We start from the raw sequence: 26,138 nt of genomic DNA on the forward strand, positions 1-26,138 counted from the left end.
AGTCGCCATGTCGGTTGCCGATCGAGCCGACTCATAGATCGGATATTGGGTAGGCGGCGTCCACTGGATGTGCCGTCTGTCTCGACCTCACTGATCCGTCGCTCTCCGGAATCAATCGGTCGCGGAGCCTGTTGGTCCCGATATGCGAGCAATCACGTATGACCGCTTCGGCGGCTCCGATGTCCTGACGCTCACGGATCTGCCCACGCCCAAGGTGGGTCCCGACTCCGTCCTTGTGCGCGTCCGCGCCTCGAGCGTCAACCCGGTCGACTGGAAGGTCCGCGAGGGGTATCTCGCCGAGATCCTGGATACCGTGTTCCCGGTCGTTCCGGGTTGGGATGTCGCTGGGGTGGTCGAGCAGGTCGGCTTGGACACACCCGAGTTCCAGGTGGGCGACGAGGTGTTCGGCTACGTCCGGAAAGACGTCGTCGGTGGGGAAGTGGCTGGCGGAACGCTGGCCGAGTTCGTCGCGGCGCCGGTGCGCACACTCGCGCACAAGCCGGCCGGGTGGTCGTTCGAGGAAGCTGCGGCCACTCCGCTCGCCGGGCTCACTGCTTTCCAGACGATTCGCCGGGCGGCCCTGCAATCAGGCCACACGGTGCTGGTCCATGCCGCCGCGGGCGGTGTCGGATCGTTCGCGGTGCAGATCGCACGGTCGCTCGGCGCGCGGGTGATCGGCACGGCATCGGAAGCCAATCATGACTACCTCCGAACTCTTGGCGCCGAGCCTGTGACCTACGGAGAGGGACTGATCGACCGCGTACGCGCGCTCGAACCGGAGGGTGTGGACGTCATCCTCGACTACGTGGGTGGTGACGCGCTCGACTCGGTGCCGGACCTCCTGCGCGACGGTGGCACAGTTGCCTCCATCACGGATGCACGGGCACGCGATGAGTTCGGCGGGCAGTACGTCTGGGTGCGGCCCGACGCCGCAGACCTTGCCGAGCTCGCCCGGCTCGGCGAGGCAGGCGAGCTGAAGCCGGAGATCGCCGAGGTGTTCGACCTGGCCGACGCTGCGGGTGCGCACGAGCGCAGCCAGTCCGGCCACGTGCGTGGCAAGGTCGTCGTTCGCGTCTGACGTCGATGCGCCCATCGAATCGGAACGTCGAAGATCCGGTGCGCGGGTGATACCCGCGTACCGGACCTTCGATCTCTCAGGCGTTTGCCGCCAGCATGAGGCGACGACGAAGCAGCGAGCTATTCCTGTTCGCTCCGCTGGCGTTCCTCGTCAACGCGAGCCTCGGCGCGAGCCTTCTCCGCTTCGGCTTCCTTTTCAGCGGCAGTCCGTTGGGATTCTGCCTTGTCTTGTTGCGCTTGGCCTTCGCGCGTCATCGAATCCTGCCCGGTGACCGCGCCGACGGCTTCCTTGGCCTTGCCCTTCGCGTCTTCGACGACGCCCTTGATTCCCTCGGCGGGGCCGCTGTTCTCACTCATGAATGCACTCCTTGCAGTAGCTGGTCACTCGTCGAAGGGCTCAACACCCTTGGAGTCGAGATACCCGACTCGCCACGCCGTCAAACCTGACACCGCGGTTTCTTGCGAAGGATCGGGTCGTGTCAGCGAACACGTCCAGCGGGAAGTGGCGTCAGCGGGCCGGTGGGTGATGCCGGTCAGCGCCGGGATGGGACAGAGATGAGCCTGTCCGCCTGTGGGCCAAACCAGTCTTCCATTGAGCCCTATACCCCGAAATGGGTTGTTGAACAGCTCTGTTCATAGATCGCACTGGTCAGTCGACCCGGCTCGCGACCTCGAGTCCGGCGCTCCTGCGGGGATGACTCCGAGGTCCGCTCAGTGCGCGGCCTCGTAGGCTTCGACGATCTTGGCCGGCACCCGACCGCGACCGGAGACCTCGTAACCGTTGTCGATCGCCCATTCGCGGATGGTGCGCGTCTGTTCTGATGCGACTGGTGCCGGGGCCGGGGTCGTATCGACGGATGCGCGGACGGGTCTGGTCGCCGCTCTGCCGTTGCGCTGCATCTTGTCTGCCTTGGCGATGTATTTGCCCATGTCCCGCTCGAACTTGGCGACGCTGGCCGTGCGCAGGTCCATGCCATATCTGACCGGTTGGCGCCCCGGCAGTTTGACCTCGAACTCGACGCGGTTGAGATCGTCCGCATCGATCGGCTTGCCATCGAGGTCATCAATGAACTCCACGCGTTCTACTTTGGCCATGACTCACCAATCGTCGATATCTGCGGTTGCCGGGTGTTGAGCCTCTACACCCTACTAAAGAGCTCCCGGATTCCCGCTTTCACATTGTTGCGTGAACACACAAATCATTCGCGGGAGGCATTCATTCGTGGGTCAGCACGCGTGCGATCACATCCGCGAGTTGTAGCGGTGCGTCACTCTGTACCGAGTGCCCGGCGTCCTCGATCGTGACGATGTCGGTGGGCCCGGGTCGCGCCCGAAAGCGTTCTGCGTCTTCATCGGTGGTGAAGGGGGACCGGCCACCACGGACCAGCGTCATGGGTGCTGTGGTCGCGCCGAGGTGATCCCAGATCGGTTGCGCCGCTGGAGCTTCCCGGAATCGGTCGTACCGCCACACCCAGCGTCCGTCCGCGCGCCGGCGGGTGTTGTGGATGACGCCGCGACGGATCGATGGCAGCGGCCGGGTGGGTGCGGCCGCGGCGGTGAGTTCGATGATCTCGTCGAGACTGTCGAACTCCTGCGGGCCTTCGATCAAGGCCACCGTGCCGCGTGCCTCCTTTTCGAGTTCGGCTGCACGGTGCGGGGATTCGGGTGTGACGTCGACGATGACGGCCTGTGGCACCAGGTCTGGGGCCGTGGCGGCGAGGCTGATGGCGGTGAGTCCGCCGAGTGACATGCCGACGATCACTTCGGCATCGGGAGCCAGCTTCGCGATGACCGGCGCGACTGCTCGGGCGTTCGGTGCCGGCGTGTAGTCGCCGTCGGCACGCCAGGAGGAGTGGCCATGGCCGGGAAGGTCGATCGCGATCGAAGGTATTCCGAGCGCCAGGAGAACGCTGTCCCAGGTGTGCGCATTCTGCCCGCCACCGTGCAGGAACACTGCGCGCGGACTCGACGAACCCCAGACGAGCGCGCTCACGCCGTGCTCGTCGACCGTCGTGTCTGCGCGCGTGACACCCGGGATGGGGACCCGTAAACCGAGTTCGTCGGCGGCTTCTCCCAGGAGGCTGAACTCGTCATCCACCGGTTCACTGTATCGACTCACATCGACACTTCGGACGGACGCCGGAGCGTAGATTTGGAATCATGGCAGACACAATCGTCACAACCGTCGACTCCGGCCCCCACAAGGTGTCGCGCCGGGTGGTCGTGAACGCCCCCGCCGCCGACATCTTCGGCCTGGTCGCGAACCCGCATCGGCATCCCGAACTGGATGGATCGGGCACTGTGCGCGACACCCCGGTGACCGGGCCCGACGTCCTGAGTCTTGGTGCTAGGTTCGGCGTGGGCATGAAGCAGTTCGGCGTCCCGTACAAGATCACCTCCACCGTGACCGACTTCGACGACGGCAAGGTAGTCGAGTGGCAGCACCCGATGGGACACCGGTGGCGGTGGGAACTGAACGAGACGTCGCCGACCACGACCGAGGTCACGGAGACCTTCGACTACTCGACGATCAAGGTGCCCAAGATCATCGAGATGCTCGGCTACGACAAGAAGAACGGCGCAGGTATCGAGAGCACGCTTCGGGGCCTGGCAGCACGCTTCGCCTGAGGGCCGACTGCGTTCAGAGCCGCGACAACAACTCTGCCTTCTTCGTCGCGAACTCCTCATCGGACAGAATTCCGCGCTGATGCAGTCCTGCCAGTGATTCGATCGCCGAGATGATCGCGGCGGCGTCGTCGGATGGGGCCGCCATGACCGGTTCGGACTGCGGCGGTGCGGACTGCGGCGGTGCCTGATCGCGCAGGTCCTGCGGGGCAGGCGCGGCAACGGGCGTTTCGGCCACCTGCCGGCTCCCCAGCTCTGGCAGGCCCGACACATCGAAGGTGCCCAACTGGCTCGTGAAGGTCACCGATCCGTAGGTGCTGCCGCCCTGCTGCTGTTGGACACCGCCGATGTGATGCTCGCCCGTATCGAAAACCCTTGTGACACCGTTGACTTGGATCGCGAGTCGCCTGGTGCTGGGGAAGATCGCGTAGCGGGCGTCGTTCTGCCCGCCGGACGAGCTCGGGATGCCGAGATCACCCGGCCACCAGTTGTTCGCGGTGAACTGGCCCTGCGGGGACGCGGAGGTGGTCGGGAACACGGTCGTGGTGGCCAGCAGCTGCGACAGATCGCCACACAGCGCATCGACGCGAGCCTTGAGCGCGTTGTCGAACATGTTGCCGACCATCGTCATGCCGCCGCGCATCCATTGTCCGGAGCCGCCGAGTTCGGGGATGGAGAACTGGGCCATCGTGCCGCCGCCGTTGTTCACCGCGAGCAACATGGCCAGCACCGCCTCGCGGGAGAGCCCGTGACGTTGCGCGATGTCGGCGATGGCGCTCTCGGCTTCGGGGGTGACCGATGCATTCATGGTGTGTCTTTCGTTGTCAGGTGTCGGTCACGAGCGTACCCAACCTGCGGGAATGTCGTCCGCCGCGATCAGAACCGCTGGGCGATCCACGCGTCGATGAGATCGGCGACGTCGTCGCGGCCGTTGTTCCCCTGGAAGTAGTGGTCGGTGTCGAACTCGTGGAACGTCTTGTCCGTTGCGCCCAGGCCATCGCGGATCGCGACGGCGTCACTGGGGAACACTCCGGTGTCGCGATCGGCGTTCACCACCAGGGAGGGCACCGTGATCCGCGGCAGGTGGGTGTGGGCGCGGGTGTGCGAATCCTCGAGACTCCACAGCGACAGCCACGTCCGCAACGTGGTGGCCGAGGCGATCCCGAACACGGATTTGTTGGCGCGCTCCGGTGTTCCGGCATAACACCGGTTCGGCTCCCGCTTCGTCGGTTCCAGGGTCGGATCCACCATGCGTGGGTCGGCCCAGGTCCGGGCCACCGAGAAGGGGCGGTCGTGGTATCCCGCCGCTGCCAGTCGTGCGAGTTCGTCCTTGACCCATCGGGTGATCTTGTGGTTACGCGCGGACTGCGCCTCGCGGTATCGCTCGACGAACTCGGTCGAATACGACGGCCCGTTGTCCGGATTGAACAGGTCGAGCGTGGGATCGGTCGCCAGGGGATCGTTCTCGTCGACGACGGAACCATCCATCCATGCGGTCAGCACGTCCGGCCGGCCGAGGTGGGCCGCGCTCGAGATGTACCCGTCGGCGGCGGGGAGATCCTCGACGCCGCGGGCGAGTCGTGAGCCCGCGACAGCTGTGATGGATGGCTGCGACGCCTGCGACTGATAGGCCGCCATCAGCGATCCGCCACCCGAGTTACCCAGCAGCACAACGGTGTCCACGCCTGCCTCTTCGCGCAACCAGCGCACACCGACACCGATCTCGACCAGGGCATGGTCGAGCAGGAAATGTGCTTCATCTCCCCGGAACCGGGTGTTCCAGCCCAGGAACCCGTAGCCTCGCCGCGCCAGATACTCGGCGAGGTAATGCTCGGAGAAATCGATCTGATAATGCGTCGCCATCACGGCAATACGCGGCTTGCGTTGTGACGGAGTGTGATACAGGCCCTGGCACGGATGTCCGCCCGCGCCTGCGCGACCGACGGTTGGGGATTCGAGACCGACAAACGTTTGCTCGATGGGCACGGCAACTCTCCTAGGATACGAATCTGATGTCAGATTCGTATCCTAGCCGGTTCGACGGTGAGCGTCGAGACCCGGATCTCACGCGGACTCGGGTTTCCAGTAGACGGCGTGGTACCAGGCGTCGGCGAGAGTGCTGATGCACCGTTCGTCGTCGACATCCGCTGCGCGGCCGTTCGCGAGGCTGTCGTAACAGAACATGTTCAACATCGACACGATCGCGCGCGCGGTGAGCTCCGCATCGACGCCCGGGCAGTAGCCGTCGGTCTGTGCACGTCCGATTGCCCGGGCGATCACCGTGATCAGTTCTCCACACAGGGAGTCCCACACGCGCGCGAACTCGTCGTTGACCATCGCGAGCTGGAAGACGCCCACCATCTCGGCGAGTCGGTCGCGGTAGGTCTCCCAGTGGGCCCGGACCGACGCGACGATCTGCTCGTACTGATCAGGGTGGGAGTCGTGGATCGCCTGCTCGACTCGGTTGCGGGCCTCTTGCTGGAACTCGCGTGCCCAGTGTTCGAGCAGCGCGTCTTTCGAGTCGTAGTAGTTGTAGAAGGACGCCGGCGACTTTCCGGCCTCGCCGACGATGTCGGCGACCGTCGTCTTCAGGAAGCCTTTCTCCGCGATCACCTTGCGGGCAGCCGTGTGGATTGCCTCGAGGGTCTCGCGGCCGCGCTTGGTCGGCCGGGTCTGCTGTGGTGCCACGGCTTCATTCTGGTCCATCGGGTGCTCCGGGAGTCGAGTGCGGCCTATTCACAGGATACGAATCTGATGTTACATTCGTTTCCTGTCCACGGAGGAGAAACGACATGACAGACAATCCGAGATTCGACGTCCGCGGTTTCAACCACGTCGCGCTGGTGTGCTCCGACATGCAGCGCACGGTCGACTTCTACAGCAATGTGCTCGGTTTCGAACTGGTCAAGACGGTGGAGTTGCCGGGCGGAATGGGCCAGCACTTCTTCTTCGATGCCGGCAACGGCAATTCGCTGGCGTTCTTCTGGTTCGTCGATGCCCAGGACGGAGTGCCGGGCATCTCCGCTCCCGAGGAGAAGCCGGGATTCGGCGAGTGGATCAGTGCGGTGAGCTCGCTGAACCACATTGCGTTCGACGTGCCTGCCGACCGGTTCGAGGAATATCGTCGTTCGCTCAAGACGGCGGGTGTCCGGGTGGGGCCGATCGTCAACCACGACGACAGCCCCAGCCAGATCGCCACCGAGATGCACGACGGCGTCTATGTGCGGTCGTTCTATTTCCAGGACCCTGACGGAATCCTCCTGGAGTTCGCCTGCTGGCTGCGGACTTTCGGCCCACACGACGTCGAGCATGCGCCACGGACCGCGGCGGAGCGTCGTCGCCAGATCAACGCCTGACCCGGGGTAGGCCACCATGGATACGCATCACCTTCGGTCGCTCGGCGCCATGCTCCGGTACTGGGCCGATGTGGCGGCCGAGCAGCCCGCGATCGGCGTCGTCGACGGCCGGTCGCACACCTTCGGGTCGTGGTTTCGGCGTAGCTCTCGGATTGGCTGCGGCCTCGATGATCTCGGCATCGGATCCGGTGATACGGTCGGGTTCCTCGGCAAGGATGCGGTGGTGTGGGGTGAGGTGCTGGTCGCCGCATCGTGTGTCCGCGCCGCCGGGGTACCACTCAACTGGCGGCTGAGCCGTCGAGAGATGTCCGAGACCGTGGCCGACGCCGCACCTTCCGTGATTGTCGTCGAACCGGAATTCCTGCCGCTCCTCGGACAGAATGATCCGGGTGATGGTGTGACGCGGGTGATCGTCGGAGAGGCTGCCCCGATCGCCTACGACACCTGGGTCGACGGGCTGCGAGCATCCGAACCCGAGATGGCGCCTGAATCCGATGACGTCGCGATGATCGTGTACACGTCAGGAACCTCGGGCCGGGCGAAGGGAGTCGAACTCCCGAATCGCGCCATCGCGGCCAACATCGCATCGTCTGCGCCCTGGGACATCAAACCGGGTGACACGGTGATGATTCCGGCTCCGCTGTTCCATGTCTCGGGAACGGGCTGGCTCTTCTACTGCCTCGGTATCGGTGCGGAAGCGCTCTACACCACCGACATCAAGCCGTCGACGGTCCTCGACGTGCTCGCCGGTGGCGGAGTGGACCATGCTCTGACAGTGCCGGCCGTCGTTCACATGCTGATCTCGCACCCGGACGCGCAGGGCAGGGAGTATCCGAACCTCCGGACCCTGATCTACGGGGGCTCGCCGATGGCACCCGCCACGGCCCGCGATGCGATGGCGATCTTCGGATGTGATCTGGTGCAGAGCTATGGGATGACCGAAACCTGCGGTCCCATAACATTTCTCACGCCCGAGGATCATCGTGCCGGCGGCGCGCGACTGGCGGCGGCGGGTCGGGCGGTGTCGGGGGTCGAACTCGTCGTCGCCGATCCGATCGACGGCGCGGTATGCCCGCCCGGTGTGACCGGCGAGGTGCGGACGCGCAGTACCCTCATCATGAACGGGTACCGCAATCGGCCCGATGAACTCGTCAAGGTGCTCACCCCGGACGGCTGGTTCCGTACAGGTGACGCCGGCTACCTGGACGAGGACGGGTACCTCTTTCTCTGCGACCGCATCAAGGACATGATCGTGTCCGGTGGCGAGAACATCTATCCGATCGAGGTCGAGAATGTCTTGCTCGAACATCCGCAGGTGCTGGAGGCGGCGGTGATCGGGGTGCCGGACGAGAAGTGGGGCGAAACCGTGAAAGCCGTCGTCGTCGCACGGGAGCCGTTGGATCCGGGAGAGCTGACGTTGTTCTGTCGGGATCGACTTGCGCACTACAAATGCCCGACCTCGATCGACCTGAGTGATGAACTACCCCGCAACCCGAGCGGGAAGATCCTCAAACGCGAACTGCGTAAGGTCTATTGGTCACAGCACAGCCGATCGATCGCGTGAGGACGAGATGCGCATCGTCGAGATCCGCGAGGTAGCGGTGCCCCTGGAGGGCTCGGTCGCCAACGCCGTCGTCAGCTTCAACCGCCACACCGTCTCGCTCGTCGCCGTCATCACCGACGTGATGCGGCACGGCGTGCCGGTATACGGGGTGGCCTTCAACTCGATCGGCCGGTTTGCGCAAAGCGGGCTTCTCCGTGACCGGATGATTCCGCGGGTGCTCGACGCACCCCCGGATGAACTGCTCGACCCCGACACCGGGATTCTCGATCCCGAACGCGTGCTGCGGAGCGCGCTGGTCGATGAGAAGCCCGGTGGCCACGGCGATCGCGCCTGCGCTGCGGCGGCAATCGAACTGGCCTGCTGGGATCTGCTCGGCAAACTCGCCGACGAGCCCGCATATGCCACCATCGCGCGCGCAGACGGACGGACACCCACCAGGCGGGCGGCCCCGGTGTACGCGGCCGGCGGCTACTACCGGCCCGGCGACGACATCGCACAGCTGCGCGAGGAGATCTCTGGCTACCTGGAGAGCGGGTACCGGGCGGTCAAGATCAAGGTCGGTGGGCTGTCGCTCGACGACGACCTGAGGCGAGTCGACGAGGTGGTGTCGATCGTCGGATCGGGTGGCGCGGTGGCGGTGGACGCCAATGGCCGATTCGGTCGTGAGATGGCGTTGACGTACGCAAAGGCACTGGAGCCCTACCAATTACGGTGGTTCGAAGAACCGGTCGACCCGCTCGACTACGGGGCAACTGCCGACCTGACCGCCACGTACGACGGTGTGCTCGCCACCGGTGAGAATCTCTTCTCCCGGCAGGATGTGGCAAATCTCCTGCGATTCGGCGGTATCCGACCGAACTGCGACATCCTGCAGATGGATGCCGGACTGAGCTACGGGTTGACCGAGTACCGGGCGATGCTGGACCTGATGGAATCGGCGGGCGTCGGTCGCGCGCATGCCGTTCCACACGGTGGTCACCTGATCAACCTGCACATCGTCGGCGGATTGGGACTCGGTGGGTGTGAGGCGTATCCGGGTGTGTTCCAGCCTTTCGGCGGATACAGCAACGGTTGCGCGATCGAGGACGGGACCGTCACCCCGGCTGAATATCCGGGCTTCGGCCTCGAGGCGAAGACCGAACTGGCCGGGCTGATCACGAGATTGGTGGGATGACGCAGTGACAGAGAAACTCTCCATTCTGGTTGTCGGATGCGGCGCGATGGGATCGGTCTATGCCGCGCGGCTGGCGGCCGGTGGTCACGATGTCCACATGCTGGATCGCTCGGCCGAGCACATGGCCGCCATTGCGCGATCGGGACTGACTGTGTCCGGACCCGACGGCGAGGACACGGTAGGAGTGAGGTCTGCATCGACAACCCTGGACGTCGGTCCGGTCGACATGGTGGTCCTCGCGGTCAAGGCGGCCGACGTCGGTGGCGCCGCGAGAACCGTGGTGGGGGCGCTCGGACCGCGTACCGTCGTCGTCACGATCCAGAACGGGCTCGGGTCCGCCGACGAGGTCGCGGATGTCGTCGGTGCCGATCGCCTGGCGGTCGGAATCGCCAGTGGTTTCGGCGCATCACGCCCCGCGCCGGGGCAGGTCCATCACAACGCGATGAAGGCCGTGCGACTGGGTGCGTACGCCGAACTGCCCCGTGAGCGGCTTGATCCCGTGGTAGATGCCTGGCGGGCAGCGGGTTTCGCGACCGAATCCGTGCCGGACATCGTGGCGATGCAGTGGGAGAAGCTCATCTGCAACGTGGCTTACAGTGCGCCGTGCGCATTGACCGGCCTGACCGTCGGCGAAGTGATGACGCATCCGGAATGTGGACCGGTCAGCCGGTCCGCCGCGCGCGAGGCCTGGGAGGTCGCCCGGGCGCTCGGAATCGCCATCACGGTGGACGACCCGGTGGCCCACGTCCAGGACTTCGGCGCCGCGATGCCCGCAGCGAAACCGTCGGCACTTCTGGACGTCGAATCCGGCAGGGTGAGCGAGATCGGTTTCATCAACGGTGCGATCCCGGTGCAGGCGGCCAGGGTGGGGCTCGAGGCGCCGGTGAACGAGACGCTCACGAGACTGGTCCGGACGCGAGAGCTCGCTTGGCACAACGGATGAGATCGACGCCGATGGTGCCCGGACTTCGGCACGCTCGTCGTCATCGCGGTATCTGAAGGAGACCCTGTGCACACCTGGCTACATGTGATCGAATGGCGCGCCACCTGTGACGCCGACATCGTGGCGGTGCGAGACGATCGGCAGTGTCTGAGCTACGGCGAACTCCACGCACGAATCGAGGAGCGTGCCGGCGGGTGGCTGACGCTCGGAGTTCGCTCGGGTGACATTGTCGGGGTGATCGCGCACAACAGCGTGGAGTATGTGTCGAACGTGCTGGCACTGATGCGTCTCGGTGCGATCCCGCTGCTGCTCAACTGGCGGATGCCGGCACCCGAGCTCGCCCGGATCCTCGACGTCTGCCGTCCGCGGGCGGTGTTTGCCGACCCGGTCTCCACCGAGCTGGTGACGATAGGCGACATGCTGACCGTCGTCGACGGAAACCGTGAGGGCGGATGGGTTCCCGTCACCGACCTCGTCGGAGATCCGGGCTCCCGGCCTGTCGAACGGCTGGCGGCGGCAGAGACCGCGGTGCTCATGCACAGCAGCGGAACGACAGGTAATCCCAAGGTCATTCCGTTGGATCACGGGTCTCTCATCCGAAGTCTTGCCGGGTTCGCAATCGAGATCGGAGATCAACGTCCCGGACGATGCCACCTGGCGATGATGCCGCTGTTCCACCTCGCCGGCTTCGCCCAGGCGATGCAGTGCTTCCTCACGGGCGGGAGCCTCACAGTTCATCGAGAGTTCGATGTCGATCGGGTCATCGACGCGGTCGCGGACCAGCAGATCAATTTCTTCACTGCGGCGCCGGCCGTGCTCGAGATCCTCGTCGATGCACTCGAGGGTCGCAGGCGGGGAGCCGACATGTCGAGTCTCATCGAGGTCCAGTACGGTGCAGCACCGATCACCCCCGATCTCCTGATCCGGGCGCAGGCCACGATCTGTCGACGGTTCCGTCAGATCTACGGCAGTACCGAACTACAGGGATTTCTCACCGTGCTCCGCCCCGAGGATCACCGGGCGGACAGCGCCACACTGGCCACCGCAGGTCGGATCACACAGGGCTGGGAGGTGCGGATCAGGACCGCCGACGGAACACCCGCGGCCCCAGGCGAACCCGGCGAGCTGCAGATCCGTGGGGAGAGTCTGGTTCGCGGCTACTGGGGTGACCCGGAGGCGACAGCGGCGTCGTGGACGTCGGATGGCTGGTATCGCAGCGGCGACCTGGGATCGGTGGACTCCGATGGCTATCTCAGCATCGTCGGACGCACGAAGGACATGATCATCAGCGGCGGCGAGAATGTCTACCCCGCCGAGATCGAGCGAGTGATGGCCGGACATCCCGCGGTGCGCGAGGTGGCGGTGGTGGGATGCGACGATCCTCGTTGGGGCGAGGTACCGGTTGCGTTCGTGGTCGCCGTATCCGATGGGACGCAGGCGACGGCGGACGATCTGCTTGCGCATTGCCGGCAGAACCTTGCCGGTTTCAAGTGTCCGAAGGACGTGTACTTCGTGGATACCCTGCCCCGCAATGGAGTCGGAAAGGTGGTGAAAGGGCCGCTTCGGGAGCGTGCCCGATATGGCAGGATAGTCGCGGGGCGGGGTCAGCACGGAGAGCATGGGTGATGCACAGTGGCGGATCATTTGGTGGCAGATGTTGCCGCGGAAGCCTATATCTACGGATTCCCATTGGTGTTCAATCTGGATCAGGTCACCCGGTATGTGACCGAAGGCGTGGGGGCCAATCCGGCGCGGCCGTTCAACACCTTCAGTCACGCCCGAACCCTCGCGGGCCCCGCGGACACCTTCGTCACGATCAACAACGACACGCTGTACTCGATGGCCCAGGTCGACCTTTCGGTCGGGCCCGTGCGACTGCATGTGCCCGACACCGACGGCCGCTACTACGTCCTCCAATTCGTCGACGCGTGGACGAACAACTTTGCCTATGTCGGCCACCGTGCAACCGGCACCAAGGAGGGGAATTTCCTACTGGTTCCCCCGGGATACGACGGAACCGCGGAGGCCGATGAGACCCTGATTCATTTCCCGACCACGGTCGCGTCCATCGTCGGCCGATGGGCCTGCACGGGGGGCGATGACCTGTCGATGGTTCATGCGCTCCAAGATGTCACCACGCTGACTCCGGTGGACGGTGATGCCGACGCCGCGGGTCTGCCCACGCTGTCTGCCGGAGTCCCCGACGAACTGTTGTTCTTCGAAAAACTCCGGCTCTGGTCGCAGGCCTACCCGCCCGCACCGCGCGACGCCGTGATCGAGCGGGGCCTGGGTGAGGTCGGGATCGCTGACCCCGGTGAGACATCGCCGTATGCCGACGCGCGCCCGGACTTCGCCGCGGAACTCGTGGCGGGTCGCAAGACCGGCGAGCGGAATCTGCAGAAAGCATTGACGTCCGGGTCGAGTCCTCAGGTCAACGGGTGGAAGCTGACCTTTCATGCGTTCGACTACAACCTCGACTACTTCGAGGTGGGTGCGCTCGACGATCCGCAGTTCAAGATCGCCGACCCGAAGCTCCGGATCATCGAGCGGGCGGCCGCTGCCAAAGGAGGACTGTGGGGCAATCATCCCTACGAGGCCGCGTACATCATGACCTACGTCGACGATCGAGGTGACCAGCTGCTGGGAAGCCGCAAGTACACAATAACTTTGAATCCCACGCCGCCGGTCGGAGCATTCTGGTCGTTGACCATGTACGACCTTCCCGACTTTTACCTCGTCGACAACCCGATCGATCGATACTCGATCGGCGACCGGACCCCGGGTCTGACTTACGGTGCTGATGGTTCCTTGACGATCGTGATCAGCAACGTGGCCCCCGCCGACACCGCGAACTGGCTGCCGGCCCCCAGCGGTGAGTTCCGCCCAGTGCTCCGGATGTACGAACCCGACCCTGCGGTTCTGCGTGGTGACTACGAGGTGCCGGCCATCACGCGGGTCGACTGAGCCGCGGTCGGCGCCGTCAGCCCAGCTCCAACCCCACCCGCATCTGACCGAACAGGAACACCGCCGTCTCGCCGATCGATTCCTGATATTGCTCGATGACCTCGCCGGCGAAGTGTTTCACCGAGTCGTCGGGTAGGCGGCCGGTCCAATCGGTGGCGCCGACGGTGAACCACTGGGTGAAGGCATCGACTGACTCGAATTGCCAACGCAGGTCGCTGATCTCGATGTCGGAGACGGCGAACCCCGCCGACGTGGCGGACTCGCGAAACCGATCCGGTGTGACGTGCAGATAGGGCGGATCGAAGTCGGTGAAGTACTGCTGCCAGCGTGGCAGGGCGGCCACGTCCATCGCCACGTCTTCGATGCTGCGACGCTCGGTGGCGCAGACGATCTGGATCACTGCCCGTCCGCCGTCGTCCAGGCTGTGCGCGATCTGCGTCAACGCCGCGGGCTGATCGTGAATCCAGTGCAGCATGTTGAAGGAGACCGCGATGTCGAAGTCGCGCTCGAACGGCAGTGCCAGGACGTCGTCGACGTGGAACTGGACACGGAGCTCGTCGGGTGGCACACGAGTGCGGGCCTTGTCGATCATCCGTCGCGATGCGTCGACGCCGACCACCGATCCCGCAGGCAGCCGGTCGGCCAGCTGCATCGTGATGAACCCGTCACCGCAGCCCACGTCGAGGAGCCTCTCGTCGCCCGCGAGGTCGAGACCGCCGATCGATGCCTCGGCCACCATGCGCTGCAGAGCGCTGACATCCGCATAACGATCGCCGTCCCAGTTGACCATGGCTGCTCCTCGACGAGTGCGTGTGACAACCACTCTGCACCAATCGCGGCGCCCGAATCGTGGGATTCGCGAGGTGGACGGCAGCCGTCATCGGACGGCCGATGTGCCACACTGTTCGGTGTCCGCCCAGGTAGGAGGTCATCGTGGATCTCACCGCCGCGCACCTGCGGTACTTTCTCGCAGTTGCCGACGAGCTTCACTTCACTCGCGCTGCCGAGCGGCTGCACATCTCGCCGCCATCGCTGAGTCAACAGATCCAGCAACTCGAGAGACGGGTGGGCGAGCCGCTGTTCGAGCGGACCTCCCGGCACGTCGCGCTCACCGCGCGAGGGGCTGAACTGCTGCCGATGGCCCGCGCCGCGGTGGCTGCGATGGACGATGTCGTCGGGTGGATCGACAGGGGGCGCGAACCACGACGGACCTTTCGGATCGGCATCGCGGCAGCGAGTGAGCTCAGCAATGCATTGCTCGCAACCGTCGTCGAGCGGTACCCGGACGTCGAATGGCAGATTCGCAGCCTCGGACTGACCGAGTCCCTCCCTGCGGTGCAGGAAGGGCAGGTCGACGTCGCGCTGATGTTCAGTCCGCAGATCCCCGAGGTCGACGGGCTGGTGGTGATGCCGCTGTGGTCGGAAGATCGGGTCCTGGTGGTTCACGAGGGGCATCGATTCGCGGACCGCGAGTCACTGAGTCTGGCCGAGACCGACGACGAGACCTTCATCGGAATCCGCGAACTCGGCGGGACCCAGGAGTGGTTCGTCGATCCGCGGCCGGGAGGCAAGCGCCCCAAGATCCTCCCGCTCGCCGCGCATTTCGACGAGGTCCTGCAACTGTGCGCCGCGGGCGTCGGGGTGAACATCTGCGGCTCCGGCGCCGCCCAGACGTATGCCCGGCCCGGGCTGCGCTACATACCCGTCGCCGACCTCCCGCGGGTGACGACATTCCTGTGCTATCAGGCGTCCAGGGCCGACGAACTGGTCGACGCGTTCGCACGACTCGCCGTGGAGGTCGCCGCGCACCGGGATGGACCGCCGGCGCCTGCGGCAGAGTGACAGCGCAGCCCGCGAGGGCGCTGGTCGCATCCATCATGAGGCTGCCCCGAATGATTGTGTGACATTTCCATGTGGACTCCGATCGGGCTCTGCTCACAGACTGGACGGCGTGAGTCCCACTTCTGAGTCCGCCCACCGACGCGACGTGATCTACGCACAGCGTGCCTCCGGCGAGCTACACCTCGATCTGGTCACACCGGCGCAGTCCGCACCCGCCCCGCTCATTGTGTTCGTCCATGGTGGCGGTTGGTTCACCGGCGACCGGACACTGTGCCCGGATCTGAGCGACCACTTCTGCGCGTGCGGGTTCGCCATGGCGAGTATCGACTACCGGTTGTCCGGCGATGCCTTGTTCCCGGCCCAGCTCCATGACGTGCGTGCTGCCATTCGTCATCTCCGCATGAATGCAAGGGAACTCGGACTCGACCCTGCCCGGATCGGTGTCTGGGGAGCATCGGCCGGTGGGCACCTCGCCGCACTGGCAGGCCTGCTCTCGGCAGTCTCGGAGCTACCCGGGGAGGACGCCGCAGACGGGGATGCAGCTGTGCAGGCCGTCGCCGAATCGTACGGGCCGTCGACTCTGGTCGATGGTGATGTCGCGCCGGGTGTGCCGTTGCCGGGAGTCACGTCGGCGGCCGACACGCCTGAGGGCCGACTGATCGGCGGCGATCCGGCCGACCTTCCCGTCGCCGCGCGGGATGCCAGCCCGCGGTACTTCGTCACCTCCGACGCCCCGCCGTTCCAGATCTCCCATGGCACGGGTGACGTGCTGGTCCATCATCGGCACAGCCTGCTCTTGTACGACGCACTGGCCGAGGCGGGAGTCGAGGTCGACCTGTACCTGATCGATGGCTATCAGCATGGATTCCTCAATCCCCCCAACAGGTCTGACGTCCCATCGCCGCCCGTCATGGACAATGGGCGGCTCGATTCCGAAGGACCTGCGCCGGCCCGCCACCTGTCGGCCCGGGGGGAGGAACGCACGGATGAGCGCACCCGCTTCGGGTTCGACGACATCGGTGATTTCTTCACCCGCCACCTCGGCGTCAGCACCGACCTGATCACCACCACCTCAGGAGACAACCGATGACCTCCCCAGCAGACCTCAGCGCCATCCACCGCCTTGCCCCGGTGATCGATGCCCTTCCCGGCGAGGCCGTGCCCTACCGGCTCGCCGACGGGGAGGGGCTGCGGTACGAGGTCGACAATCAACTGTGGACGGTCATCGCCCGCGCTGCCGACACCGGCGGATTGTTCGATGCCGCTTTCATTCTCGGCCCGCGCGGTGCGGGAGCCGGATTCCACAGCCTGTCCGGCCATCAGCGCTCCTATTACGTGTTCGACGGCTGCGCCCAGTTCTGGCTGCCGGGTGAGAGCCGCATCCTCACGCCGGGAGACTCCGTCCACGTGCCACCCGGTGTTCCCGTCGCGTATCGGATGCTCGGCCACATGACCAAGCTCCTGTTCTGGTCCGCTCCCGGCGGAGCGCTTGACGCATTGGCGAACTCGGGAGGAGAGGTCGCGTCCCGGGTGTATTCGGCTGATGGAACGGCCGGTGTACGTCAATCTCCGGAGCAACTGTTCGCACCGTCTGCCGCATCGCTGCACGATCTGCCTCTCGTCTCGGCGAGTGACGCATGGGACGAGGTCCTACCCGACGGCGTCGAAGGATACTTTCTCCGCGCGCACACCGGCGACCGTCGTGCGTGGCCCGACTCCATCAACGCCTACGGTGCGCGTGGCCGCACCACTGGCGGCCGGTACTTCTCGGTACTGACGCTGGGAGGCAAACTCCCGTACATCCCGCAGCACTTCCACCGGCAGCACACCGAGAACTTCTTTGTGTTGGCCGGTCGAGTCTGGTTGTACGCCAACGGTGTCGAGACGTTGCTGACCGCCGGCGACTACCTGCATGCACCGGCCGGGACCATCCACAGCTTCGCATTCGACGCGCACAACACCAAGATGCTCGGCATGCTCACCTCGGACGTCTTCGAGAAATTCTTCGACGTGACCGGTGAGGACACCGACGACGTGGTGCATACCGAGGGGTTGATCAACCCCGGCGACATGATGGCGAAACTCGGCGCCGCGGCCGCTGATCTCGACCTCGAATTCGTCGGTCCGCCACCGGAACGGACCCGCGCAACAGATCTGTGAACAACATCGGTCCCGACGATCAGGGGGTGTCGTCGAGGGCCGTCAACGCACGTTGCGCCGCGGTGTGGACCCGGGGTGTCGGGTCCCGGGTGAGCAGGTGCAGTGTCGGCGTCGCAGAGACGAGCCCGTGTTTTCCGGCGATCTTCGCGACCCATTCACGAACCCGCCAATGCTCGTCGTCGGCGGCGTCGATCACGACGGGCAGCGCCCGGTCATCCCAGACCCAGAACAGGCCGCGCCCGGCCCAGACACGGAGCCAATAGCGCTGATCATCAGGTATCCCTTTGTCGATCAAGCTCGCCCCGGGCGGCCCGCCGAGCGCGACGATGAGGCCGGGGTCGGAATCGTCGCCGTCGAGCATCCTGGCGCAGCCTTCGACAAATCGTTCCCGGCCCCGGAGTCGGCATTCGCGTTCGATGCTCTGGCGAGGGGTCAGCTTCCAGATGCGTTGCGGCACGGATCCAGTGTCGGGCATCGAACCTGAAACATGTCCGTGTCGACGTAGATCGACGTCAGGTCGGGGTGAACTCCTTGTCGCGCAGCGCCCGCCGTCGGATCTTGCCGGATTGCGTCTTCGGCAGCTCCCCTATGATCTGCACAGCTCGGGGTCTCTTGTAAGGCGCAAGTCGAGTGCGTGCGAAAGCCACGAGCTCGTCGACATCGGCGGTCTGTCCGTCCTTGAGGGACACGTACGCGGCGACGGATTCGCCCTGATACTCGTCTGGGATCCCGACAACGGCCGCCTCGAGTACCGCGGGATGCTCGTAGAGGACGTCCTCCACCTCGCGCGGCCACACCTTGTAACCCGACACGTTGATCTGGTCCTTGATGCGATCGACAAGGTAGATCCAGCCCTGCGCATCAGAGATCGCGCTGTCTCCGGTGTGGAGCCGACCCGCGGGCATGGTCGCCTCCGAAGCTTCCGCGTTGCGCCAGTATCCGCGAATCACCTGCGGCCCGACGAGGACGAGTTCGCCCTGTGCGCCGGGCGGCAGGGGACGGCCGTCGGTGTCGACGATCTGGACCTCGACGCCAGGGAGCGGGACGCCGATCGACAGCGTTCCACTGGTCTCATCGACAGGAGCGCTGGTTCCGGGGGGCACCGCGATGACTCCCGACGATGTCTCCGTCATCCCGTATGCGTTGTGGATGTATGGCCCGAAACGCTCGTGGAACCTGGTGACCGTACTGGGCGGAACGGGGGCGCCACCGCTGAAAAGTGCTTTGACGGTGGCGAAATGGTCGGCGGTGGCGTACTCGGAGTTCATCATGGCGTTGAAGGCGGTGATGGAGCCGATGGTGTAGGTCACCGAGTGTTCGCGGAATGCGTCGAGCGCGGTGTCGACCTGGAAGCGCCCGGTGAACACCAGCGCGGTCTGCTCGGACAACGCCAGCGAACCGATGATGACCGCTCCGGTGATGTGGAACAGGGGTGCGAGTGCGAATACGACGTCACCCGGGCTGATCCCGGCGATTCCGGCAAAACTCGTCGTCACCGCGAGCACATTGGCGTGCGAGTTCATCGCGCCCTTCGGCGGTCCGGTGGTGCCGGACGTGTAGGCGAGGAACGCCAGATCGTCGCCGCTCACTGCGACCGTCGGTGGGCGGCTTCCGATCCGCTCTCCGATCAACGTCATCAAGTCGTTGTCGGCGCGCGCGGTATCGGTCATCCCCGGCCGGAAAACCCGTGGATCGTTGCGTGATTGAACATCCGACTCGGCCGTACCCAGCACCCACCGAACCGACGTCCCGACGGCGCTCTGGTGCACGGCCTCGACGTCGCGGTCGGTGGTGATGATCCCGACGGGCTCGGCGTCGGCGAGCAGGGTGGTGAGCTCGCGGCCCCGGTACATGGGATTGAGCAACAATGCGACCCCACCCAGTTTCCAGAGCGCGATCAGGACGAGCGCGTACTGGGGGATGTTCTGCAGGTGGATGCCTACCCGGTCGCCGTGGCCCACTCCGCGTTCGGACAACACGGCGGCCAGTGCATCGGCGAGCGTGTCGGTCTCTCGGACACTGAGGACCGCATCGAAATACATCAGAGCCGCCGCGTCGGGCTCCTCGTCCACACGCCACTCCCACGCCTCGGTGAGAGTGGCGAAACGTGGCTCGAGATCGGGAGACAGTCCCTTCGGGTAGAGAGCGAACCACGGCGGCTCATGGTCCGGTGTCATGTCACTGCTCATCTTTTTCTCCAGGTTGCCTGGCAGGTCTGCCGGTGCCTCAGACTTCGGTCGTCCGGGGTCACGTCGGGAGCGCGGTCTTGCCGGTCTCGCGGATCGTCAGAACCGTCAGGAGTCCGATGATGCACACGCCGATCACCCAATAGGCCGGGGACATACCGCTTCCGGTGGATTCGACCAGCTGAGCAGCCACGTAGGGCGCGGTCCCGCCTGCGGCGATGGTTCCGATGTTGAATCCCAATGACACTCCGGTGTATCGGACCGTGCGCGGAAACAGTTCGGTGAACAACGGAAACGCCGGTACTTGGACGACACCGTTGAGGACCATGTACACGAAGTACACCAATCCGACGACGATGACGCTCGCCGTGGCGCCCAGGATCATGAACGCAGGCACCGCTATCACGAGATAGGCGATATAGCCCCCTGCCAGAACGGGTTTGCGCCCGAACCTGTCCGTCAGCATCCCGCTGAGAGGGAACGTGGCGCACGCCAGGGCAATGCTGATCGCCGATGTCCAGTAGACAGCATCCTTCGAGAAGCCGAGATCGTTGATGAGATAGACACTGAAGTACGTCAATCCGATGTAGCCCGAGCCGTTCATCGCGATCGCCACGCCCACAACCTGGAGTACGGAGATCGGGTTCTTCCTGATGACGTCGAGAAGCGGACTCTTGGTGACTTCCTCCTTGTCGGCCATCTCCTCGAATTCGGGGGTGTCCTCCAACTTCAACCGCACACGGAGGCAGATCAGTGCGAGGGGCAGTGCGAGCAGGAACGGGATGCGCCATCCCCATGCGTCCATCTGCTCGTCGGTGGTGAGGAAGGCGACGATGCCGACGACCGAGGCGGCGACGGCAAAGCCCAGAGTCGACCCGATCGGTGTGAACGAACCGAAGAATCCGCGGCGGTTCGGCGGTGCGGATTCGGCGATGTAGGTGGCCGCGCCACCGACCTCGCCGCCCGCCGAGAACCCCTGTGCGAGTCGCACGATCACCAGCAGTATCGGCGCGATCACACCGACGGAGGAGTGCGTGGGAAGCAGGCCGAGGATGCCACACGCCACGCCCATGCAGACAACGGTGATGACCAGGGCCGACCGACGTCCGCGCCGGTCTCCGAGCCGCCCGAAGAAGATGCCGCCGAGAGGGCGTGCGACGTAGGCGACACCGAAGACGGCGAGGGTGGCCAGGATCGATGCACCGGAAGATTCCGAGGGGAAGAACAGCGGCGCGATGGTGACGGCGAGGAATCCGTACACCGCGAAGTCGTAGTACTCGATGAGTGTGCCGACGCCGCCGGCAATGGCAGCACGCCGGGCCATCGTCTTCGATCTCTGTGGCGACATCCCACCGGCAGGCTTGCCGGCACCCCCGTGGGTGCGAATGGGTTGCTCTACGTTGGTCATTGCATCTGTCCTTGATATTCGCGGGAGTGTTCGGCGAGGAGGAGTTCGTACGAGCCGCCGGCCTCGATGACCTGGACGGTTCGGGCATTCGGCGGCGTCCCGACCAATTCGGCGCCCGATGTACGCAACGTGGCGGCGCGCCAATCCAGCGTCACCGCATCGTCGATCGCCACGGCGGTCGATACACCGGGGATCGTGATGAGTGGCATCCCGTTGAACGTCTCACCGCGCCAGAAGCCGGGGGAGAACGACTCGGCGACGATGGCCGCGATGCCGGCATTGCGGAGCGCGACCATCGGCGGGTAGTGGGGATGCCCGTATCCGAAGTTGCGGCCACCGACGATGATGTCACCTTGCCGAACGCGATCGGCGAACGTGGGATCGTAGGCTGTCATGCACACCGACCGGAGATGATCGGGGTCGTACGACTTGATGTTCGAGACGCCGACCACGAGGTCGATGTCGAAGTCGTCGCCGAAGATCCAGGCGACCTTTCCCTCGATGATGTCGGGGGGCGGTGGGTAAGCACTCATTGAACGGACTCCTGTATCGAGCCACGCAGCGCGCTGGCTGCGACGGTGAACGGTGAGCCCATGTAGATGTTGGCATCAGAGCTCCCCATGCGTCCGGAAATGTTCAGCACGCCGGTCGAGATGCAGTTCTCTCCGGGCTGCAGTGGCTTCTGATAACCGAAGCAGAAGTCGCAGCTGGAAACCGCGATGTTCGCGCCCGAGGCCCTGAGTACGTCCAGGATGCCTTCCTTCTCGGCCTGCTCATAGACTCGCTGTGACGTCGGAACAACATTCAGTTCGACCCCAGGTGCCACGGTTTGTCCATCGAGAACCATTGCGGCGGCACGCAAGTCCTCGATCCGACCGCTTGCACACGAGCCGATGAAAGCCTTCGTGATCGGCGTGCCCGCGAGTTCCTTCGCCGTCTTGGTGTTCGCGACCCGTGCGGAGCCAGGTTCGACGACTCGAGGTGTCAGCGTGGCGAGGTCGATCGTGTGCCGTGCCGCGTAGGAGGCGTCGGAATCGGGATAGACGGGGTCGAAATCACGTCGCGCAACGCTTTTCGCATACGCCAAAGAGGTCTCGTCGGGTTCGAAGATCGCCGACACCGCCCCGGTGAACATCGCCATGCCGCATAGCCCCTGCCGGTGGTCGACCTTCATCGATCTCGCCCCCGGCCCACCGAACTCCATCACCTGGTGGGCGCACCCGTCGGCGCCGACCATCTCGATGATCGAGTGGACGAGGTCGCGGCTGTCCACGCCGGGCGGGAACTCGCCGATCAGATCGAATCGCGTCGTCGCCGGAATGTCGACGAACAACTGCCCGGTGACCCAGGCCTCGATGAGGTCACGGCGGATTCCCCATCCGAGGGCGCCGAACGCTCCGACCCCGCTGATGTGCCCGTCGAAGTGCACCAGGAAATCACCCGGAATCGCCAGTCCGAGTTCGGCTGTCAGCTGGTGGCCGATACCACGTCCCTCGTGTAACTCGATGCCGTAGAACTCGCACCAGTCGCGGGTGACCTGGTGAACCTCGGCCTCTTTGTCGTTGTTCTTCGTCAACATGTGGTCGATGAACACGATGTAGCGATCCGGATCGGCCAGTTCCGTGATGCCGAAATCATCGCGCATCTGGCGGAACATGACGTCGGTGTATCCGGGGAAGTCGTACGCGAGCATTCGCGCGGGACGCACCGCGCAATTGTCGCCGGCGCGGGCTGACTTCTGATCTGTGGTGCGTCCGAGGATCTTCTCGGTCATCGTCTGGCCCATGGCGATCACCGGCTCGCTTCGCTGGGAAGGTACTTGCGCTGCATGGCTTCCACCTCGGGAAAACCGATCAGATCGACGAACTCATGGTGCGCGAGAGCGTCCTTGCTCACCTCGGCGGGTGGTTCGCCCGAGGCGAGGCGCCGGAGTGCTTCTTTGGCGGCACCGGCAGCTGCCATCAGCACCTGGGTCGGCAGCAGCGCCAGACGTACACCGACGCGGTCCAGCACCTCGGGCGTGAAGTCACGCTCGGTCCAGGTCGATGCGGTGAGGGTGGCCATCAGTGGCACGCCCACCTCGTCATGGCAGCGTTCCCACTCGTCGATGGTCTCGAACGTCTTGGTGACCGGCATGATCATGTCCGCTCCCGCATCCACATAGGCCTGTGCCCGGCGAATGGCGTCGTCTCCGCGGGCATCTGTGCGGGCGATGAGCAGGACGTCATCCGGGACCGAGTCGCGGACTGCGCGGATCTTGCCGGTCGCTTCGGCGACGCTGATGAGATCGACAGGGTCGCCGACGCAGATCGGGCACGACTTGGGGGAGACCTGATCCTCCATGAACATTCCCTGTACTCCCGCATCGACGAACTTGCCTGCGGTCCGCGCCGCGTTGACGGCGTTGCCGTACCCGGTGTCGATGTCCGCGACCAGCGGCAATTGTGACGCTTCTCGAATGGTGCGGACGGCCTGCAGGTTCTCGGACATCGTATAGAGCTCAGCGTCGGGCAGACCCAGCGCGGCCGAGATGGCAAATCCCGATGCGCAGAGGGCGCTGAATCCTGCCTGGTCGGCGAGACGGGCGGTCAGCCCGTCCCACACTCCGGGTGCGTAGACGACGCCGCGTGAGGTGAGGTCCTTGAGAGTTGGAGTGTCCAACGTGATCGTCTCCGTTTCGTAATGCGGAATGCGTTTCGCATCTCGATATGGACGGTAAGGTGGCACGGGTCACATGTCAACCCTGTCGGTTCCGACTCTGTTCGTATGATGTCGACACCGATCCACGTCCAACGGAAGTGAGCACCGTCAGTGGCCTCGCCAATCGAGCCCGAATCACACGCAGGCAGAGAAGTCGTGGGAGCTGTCCTCAAAGCCTGCGCGCTGCTCGAGAACTTCGGTGCCGACCGCCCGGTGTGGACGCTGAACGAGCTGACTGCCGCCAGTGGCATGAACAAGACGACGGTGCACCGCCTCATGGCGACATTGATCCACGCAGGCTGGGTCGATCGGACCGGCGAGGGCGCATATCGGATTGCGATGCCGGTTTTCGAGGTCGGCTCTGCCGCCCTGATCAAGCTCGACATACGTTCGGCGGCAAGGCCATTGATGGTCCAGTTGGCCGAAGCATTCGGGGATACGGCTTATCTGATGGTCCCCGCGGAGCAGGGGGCGGTGTGCATCGACCGCCTCGAAGGCAAGAATCCGCTCATCGTTGCCGGGATCAACATCGGGTCGGTGATGCCATATCATGCCGCCGCCGGCCCGATCGTCATGCTTGCCAACTCGGAAGATATTCGCACGCAATGGATTCGCGATGATCTCCCGTCCTTCACCGACCGAACCCTCACGGATGTGGAAGGGCTCACGGCGCATCTCGAGAGTGTGCGTGAGGCGGGGTACTCGGTGAGCGATTCCGACTATCTGGCCGGTGTCGCTGCCGTGGCGGCGCCGATCTTCGGCCGCGCGGGAGCGATCGTGGCATCGATCAGCATCGGCGGCCGGGTCGAGTCGTTTCAAGGCGCGGCCCTCGACGAAAGAGTGGACGGCGTGCTCGACGCCGCTGCGCGGGTCACCAGGGTCATGCAGGCGCTGCCGCAGCAGGGCTGACGAGTCTGCTCCGCGAGGGCGTGGAGCGTGCGCTCAGTAACGAATTCGCCTCGAAACAGCGTCTTCTCTTGACAAGTTTTGTGAGACGGCTCACTGGCGTCTGAAACGATGAAATACCAGCGCACACCTGGTTTTGGCACTGGGTGACACGGATGGCTGGTGCGCATGAGGCGACTTCCAGGTGTCCGTATTTGGGCTTTTCTCAGGTTTGTATATCAATCTGTTATCTGCCACGACAACAGACGTCGAGTCTGTGCAGCACGAGAAAGTCGAGTAGGTATGCGGATCAAGCCCGCATGCGCAACCCGAGGTCTCGCGTCGGCTATCGGGGCCAAGACCGCCACCGTGGCCGTCTGAGCGAAGCTCGGGCCAGACCCTGAATCCAGACGGGTCGGTTGCGTCATGCGTCCGGGACACATCGTCCCGCAGTCAAACAAGTCCATTCACAGCGGTATCCACGTCGCCGGTGCGCCCTCGCGCGTCGGAGGTTGTCCGCTGTCGGCCGATAGACCGGCCGCACAACGCATCAGGAATTCAATCTCATGTTCGTCATCTCCACATCGTTGAAGCATGCCCGCAGCATGTCTCGTAAGCGCTTCGCTCACGCCGTCGGCGCCGCCACCCTCGCGGTCACCGCGGTGGCCACCGTCGGCTCGATCAGCAACGCAGAGCCCGCTCAGGCGGAGAAGCAGCACCATGCCTCGGCAGCGGCGTCAGACAAGCACATCGAAGCGGTCGCCGACACCAGCACGGCGAACAAGCCCAAGCCTGCGCCTGCTCCGGCACCTGTGGTGGCGCCCAAGCCGGTGCCCGCCCCGGCCCCTGCCCCGGCGCCCACGCCTGTGTACGCGAACAACCTCGACGGCTGGATCCGCCAGTCCCTCGACATCCTGGCCAAGAACAACATCCCAGCCAGCTACGACGGGATCATGCGGAACGTGATGCGCGAGTCGACCGGTAACCCGCAGGCCATCAACCTGTATGACTCGAATGCCGCCGCAGGCATCCCGTCCAAGGGCCTGCTGCAGGTGATCGATCCGACCTTCGCCACCTACCACGTGCAGGGCACCAAGTTCGACGTGTGGGACCCGGTCGCGAACATTGTCGCCGCCTGCAATTACGCAGCGCAGACCTATGGATCGATGGACAACGTCAACTCGGCGTACTGACCCGAGCCACGCGACAGGCCTCGACTGACTGGCCGCACCTTCTGTTCCTCTCGGAACATGG

Annotated in this window: 26 protein-coding genes; 13 read left to right on the top strand and 13 right to left on the bottom strand. The window is 64.8% G+C overall.

Annotation, left to right across the window (positions count from 1 at the left end; all coding sequences use genetic code 11):
* The first annotated feature begins 142 nt into the window (after positions 1-142).
* Positions 143-1,078, top strand: coding sequence for an NADP-dependent oxidoreductase (locus OVA31_RS12140; RefSeq protein WP_267631316.1), 936 nt, complete (start codon positions 143-145; stop codon positions 1,076-1,078).
* 119 nt (positions 1,079-1,197) lie between these two features.
* On the opposite strand, the gene OVA31_RS12145 is transcribed toward OVA31_RS12140, so the two are convergent.
* From OVA31_RS12145 to OVA31_RS12155, 3 genes are all read right to left on the bottom strand, one after another.
* The gene (locus OVA31_RS12145) at positions 1,198-1,434 is read right to left on the bottom strand and encodes a CsbD family protein (protein ID WP_267631317.1); all 237 of its coding nucleotides are present in this window, start codon (positions 1,432-1,434) and stop codon (positions 1,198-1,200) included.
* A gap of 354 nt (positions 1,435-1,788) precedes the next feature.
* Complete coding sequence (locus OVA31_RS12150; RefSeq protein ID WP_267631318.1) at positions 1,789-2,172, bottom strand: histone-like nucleoid-structuring protein Lsr2; 384 nt, start codon at positions 2,170-2,172, stop codon at positions 1,789-1,791.
* Between the two features lie 121 nt (positions 2,173-2,293).
* The gene (locus OVA31_RS12155) at positions 2,294-3,175 is read right to left on the bottom strand and encodes an alpha/beta fold hydrolase (RefSeq protein WP_267631319.1); all 882 of its coding nucleotides are present in this window, start codon (positions 3,173-3,175) and stop codon (positions 2,294-2,296) included.
* A 62-nt stretch (positions 3,176-3,237) separates the two neighbouring features.
* Here OVA31_RS12155 and OVA31_RS12160 point away from each other — a divergent pair, with 62 nt between their 5' ends.
* On the top strand, positions 3,238-3,705 hold the full coding sequence (locus tag OVA31_RS12160; protein ID WP_267631320.1) for an SRPBCC family protein: 468 nt from the start codon (positions 3,238-3,240) through the stop codon (positions 3,703-3,705).
* 13 nt (positions 3,706-3,718) lie between these two features.
* Here OVA31_RS12160 and OVA31_RS12165 read toward each other — a convergent pair whose 3' ends face one another.
* From OVA31_RS12165 to OVA31_RS12175, 3 genes are all read right to left on the bottom strand, one after another.
* Positions 3,719-4,510 carry an SHOCT domain-containing protein gene (locus OVA31_RS12165; protein WP_267631321.1) on the bottom strand — a complete coding sequence of 264 codons (792 nt, stop codon included), beginning with the start codon at positions 4,508-4,510 and terminating at the stop codon, positions 3,719-3,721.
* A 68-nt stretch (positions 4,511-4,578) separates the two neighbouring features.
* On the bottom strand, positions 4,579-5,688 hold the full coding sequence (locus tag OVA31_RS12170; protein WP_267631322.1) for an alpha/beta hydrolase: 1,110 nt from the start codon (positions 5,686-5,688) through the stop codon (positions 4,579-4,581).
* Between the two features lie 78 nt (positions 5,689-5,766).
* Positions 5,767-6,408: a TetR/AcrR family transcriptional regulator gene (locus tag OVA31_RS12175; protein ID WP_267631323.1), complete on the bottom strand. Its 642-nt coding sequence runs from the start codon at positions 6,406-6,408 to the stop codon at positions 5,767-5,769.
* Between the two features lie 86 nt (positions 6,409-6,494).
* Between OVA31_RS12175 and OVA31_RS12180 the strand changes: the two genes are divergently transcribed.
* The 6 genes from OVA31_RS12180 (at position 6,495) to OVA31_RS12205 (ending at position 13,703) form a co-directional block, all read left to right on the top strand.
* Entirely contained in the window at positions 6,495-7,058 is a 564-nt protein-coding gene (locus OVA31_RS12180) for a VOC family protein (RefSeq protein WP_267631324.1), read from the top strand.
* Between the two features lie 16 nt (positions 7,059-7,074).
* Positions 7,075-8,622, top strand: coding sequence for an AMP-binding protein (locus tag OVA31_RS12185; RefSeq protein WP_267631325.1), 1,548 nt, complete (start codon positions 7,075-7,077; stop codon positions 8,620-8,622).
* Positions 8,623-8,629: 7 nt separating this feature from the next.
* Entirely contained in the window at positions 8,630-9,796 is a 1,167-nt protein-coding gene (locus OVA31_RS12190; RefSeq protein WP_267631326.1) for an enolase C-terminal domain-like protein, read from the top strand.
* A 4-nt stretch (positions 9,797-9,800) separates the two neighbouring features.
* The gene (locus OVA31_RS12195; RefSeq protein ID WP_267631327.1) at positions 9,801-10,739 is read left to right on the top strand and encodes a ketopantoate reductase family protein; all 939 of its coding nucleotides are present in this window, start codon (positions 9,801-9,803) and stop codon (positions 10,737-10,739) included.
* A 66-nt stretch (positions 10,740-10,805) separates the two neighbouring features.
* The gene (locus tag OVA31_RS12200; RefSeq protein WP_267631328.1) at positions 10,806-12,365 is read left to right on the top strand and encodes a class I adenylate-forming enzyme family protein; all 1,560 of its coding nucleotides are present in this window, start codon (positions 10,806-10,808) and stop codon (positions 12,363-12,365) included.
* Between the two features lie 21 nt (positions 12,366-12,386).
* On the top strand, positions 12,387-13,703 hold the full coding sequence (locus OVA31_RS12205; RefSeq protein ID WP_267631329.1) for a DUF1254 domain-containing protein: 1,317 nt from the start codon (positions 12,387-12,389) through the stop codon (positions 13,701-13,703).
* A gap of 16 nt (positions 13,704-13,719) precedes the next feature.
* On the opposite strand, the gene OVA31_RS12210 is transcribed toward OVA31_RS12205, so the two are convergent.
* Entirely contained in the window at positions 13,720-14,493 is a 774-nt protein-coding gene (locus tag OVA31_RS12210) for a class I SAM-dependent methyltransferase (protein ID WP_267631330.1), read from the bottom strand.
* A 143-nt stretch (positions 14,494-14,636) separates the two neighbouring features.
* Here OVA31_RS12210 and OVA31_RS12215 point away from each other — a divergent pair, with 143 nt between their 5' ends.
* The 3 genes from OVA31_RS12215 (at position 14,637) to OVA31_RS12225 (ending at position 17,705) form a co-directional block, all read left to right on the top strand.
* Positions 14,637-15,545, top strand: a complete 909-nt coding sequence (locus OVA31_RS12215) for a LysR family transcriptional regulator (RefSeq protein ID WP_267631331.1) — start codon at positions 14,637-14,639, stop codon at positions 15,543-15,545.
* A gap of 109 nt (positions 15,546-15,654) precedes the next feature.
* On the top strand, positions 15,655-16,635 hold the full coding sequence (locus OVA31_RS12220) for an alpha/beta hydrolase (protein WP_267631332.1): 981 nt from the start codon (positions 15,655-15,657) through the stop codon (positions 16,633-16,635).
* Positions 16,632-17,705, top strand: a complete 1,074-nt coding sequence (locus OVA31_RS12225) for a quercetin 2,3-dioxygenase (protein ID WP_267631333.1) — start codon at positions 16,632-16,634, stop codon at positions 17,703-17,705. The genes OVA31_RS12220 and OVA31_RS12225 overlap by 4 nt, the downstream gene beginning before the upstream one ends.
* 19 nt (positions 17,706-17,724) lie before the next feature.
* On the opposite strand, the gene OVA31_RS12230 is transcribed toward OVA31_RS12225, so the two are convergent.
* From OVA31_RS12230 to OVA31_RS12255, 6 genes are read right to left on the bottom strand one after another with little or no spacing between them, the layout of a single operon-like run.
* Positions 17,725-18,162, bottom strand: coding sequence for a HEAT repeat domain-containing protein (locus OVA31_RS12230; RefSeq protein WP_267631334.1), 438 nt, complete (start codon positions 18,160-18,162; stop codon positions 17,725-17,727).
* Between the two features lie 55 nt (positions 18,163-18,217).
* On the bottom strand, positions 18,218-19,894 hold the full coding sequence (locus OVA31_RS12235) for a class I adenylate-forming enzyme family protein (protein ID WP_267631335.1): 1,677 nt from the start codon (positions 19,892-19,894) through the stop codon (positions 18,218-18,220).
* A gap of 58 nt (positions 19,895-19,952) precedes the next feature.
* Complete coding sequence (locus OVA31_RS12240; protein ID WP_267631336.1) at positions 19,953-21,299, bottom strand: MFS transporter; 1,347 nt, start codon at positions 21,297-21,299, stop codon at positions 19,953-19,955.
* Positions 21,296-21,832 (bottom strand): 3-isopropylmalate dehydratase, encoded by a 537-nt coding sequence (locus tag OVA31_RS12245; RefSeq protein WP_267626931.1) that lies wholly within the window; start codon positions 21,830-21,832, stop codon positions 21,296-21,298. Before OVA31_RS12245 ends, OVA31_RS12240 begins: the two co-directional genes overlap by 4 nt.
* The gene (locus tag OVA31_RS12250; protein WP_267626932.1) at positions 21,829-23,085 is read right to left on the bottom strand and encodes a 3-isopropylmalate dehydratase large subunit; all 1,257 of its coding nucleotides are present in this window, start codon (positions 23,083-23,085) and stop codon (positions 21,829-21,831) included. The genes OVA31_RS12245 and OVA31_RS12250 overlap by 4 nt, the downstream gene beginning before the upstream one ends.
* Positions 23,086-23,090: 5 nt before the next feature.
* Complete coding sequence (locus tag OVA31_RS12255) at positions 23,091-23,966, bottom strand: isocitrate lyase/PEP mutase family protein (protein WP_267631498.1); 876 nt, start codon at positions 23,964-23,966, stop codon at positions 23,091-23,093.
* 189 nt (positions 23,967-24,155) lie between these two features.
* On the opposite strand from OVA31_RS12255, the gene OVA31_RS12260 reads away from it, so the two are divergent.
* Positions 24,156-24,908, top strand: coding sequence for an IclR family transcriptional regulator (locus OVA31_RS12260; RefSeq protein ID WP_324290087.1), 753 nt, complete (start codon positions 24,156-24,158; stop codon positions 24,906-24,908).
* A gap of 542 nt (positions 24,909-25,450) precedes the next feature.
* A complete protein-coding gene (locus OVA31_RS12265; protein ID WP_267626934.1) occupies positions 25,451-26,077 on the top strand; it encodes a transglycosylase SLT domain-containing protein in 627 nt (208 codons plus the stop codon).
* Positions 26,078-26,138: the final 61 nt, after the last annotated feature.

The sequence above is a fragment of the Gordonia sp. SL306 genome (assembly GCF_026625785.1).
Classification (GTDB): domain Bacteria; phylum Actinomycetota; class Actinomycetes; order Mycobacteriales; family Mycobacteriaceae; genus Gordonia.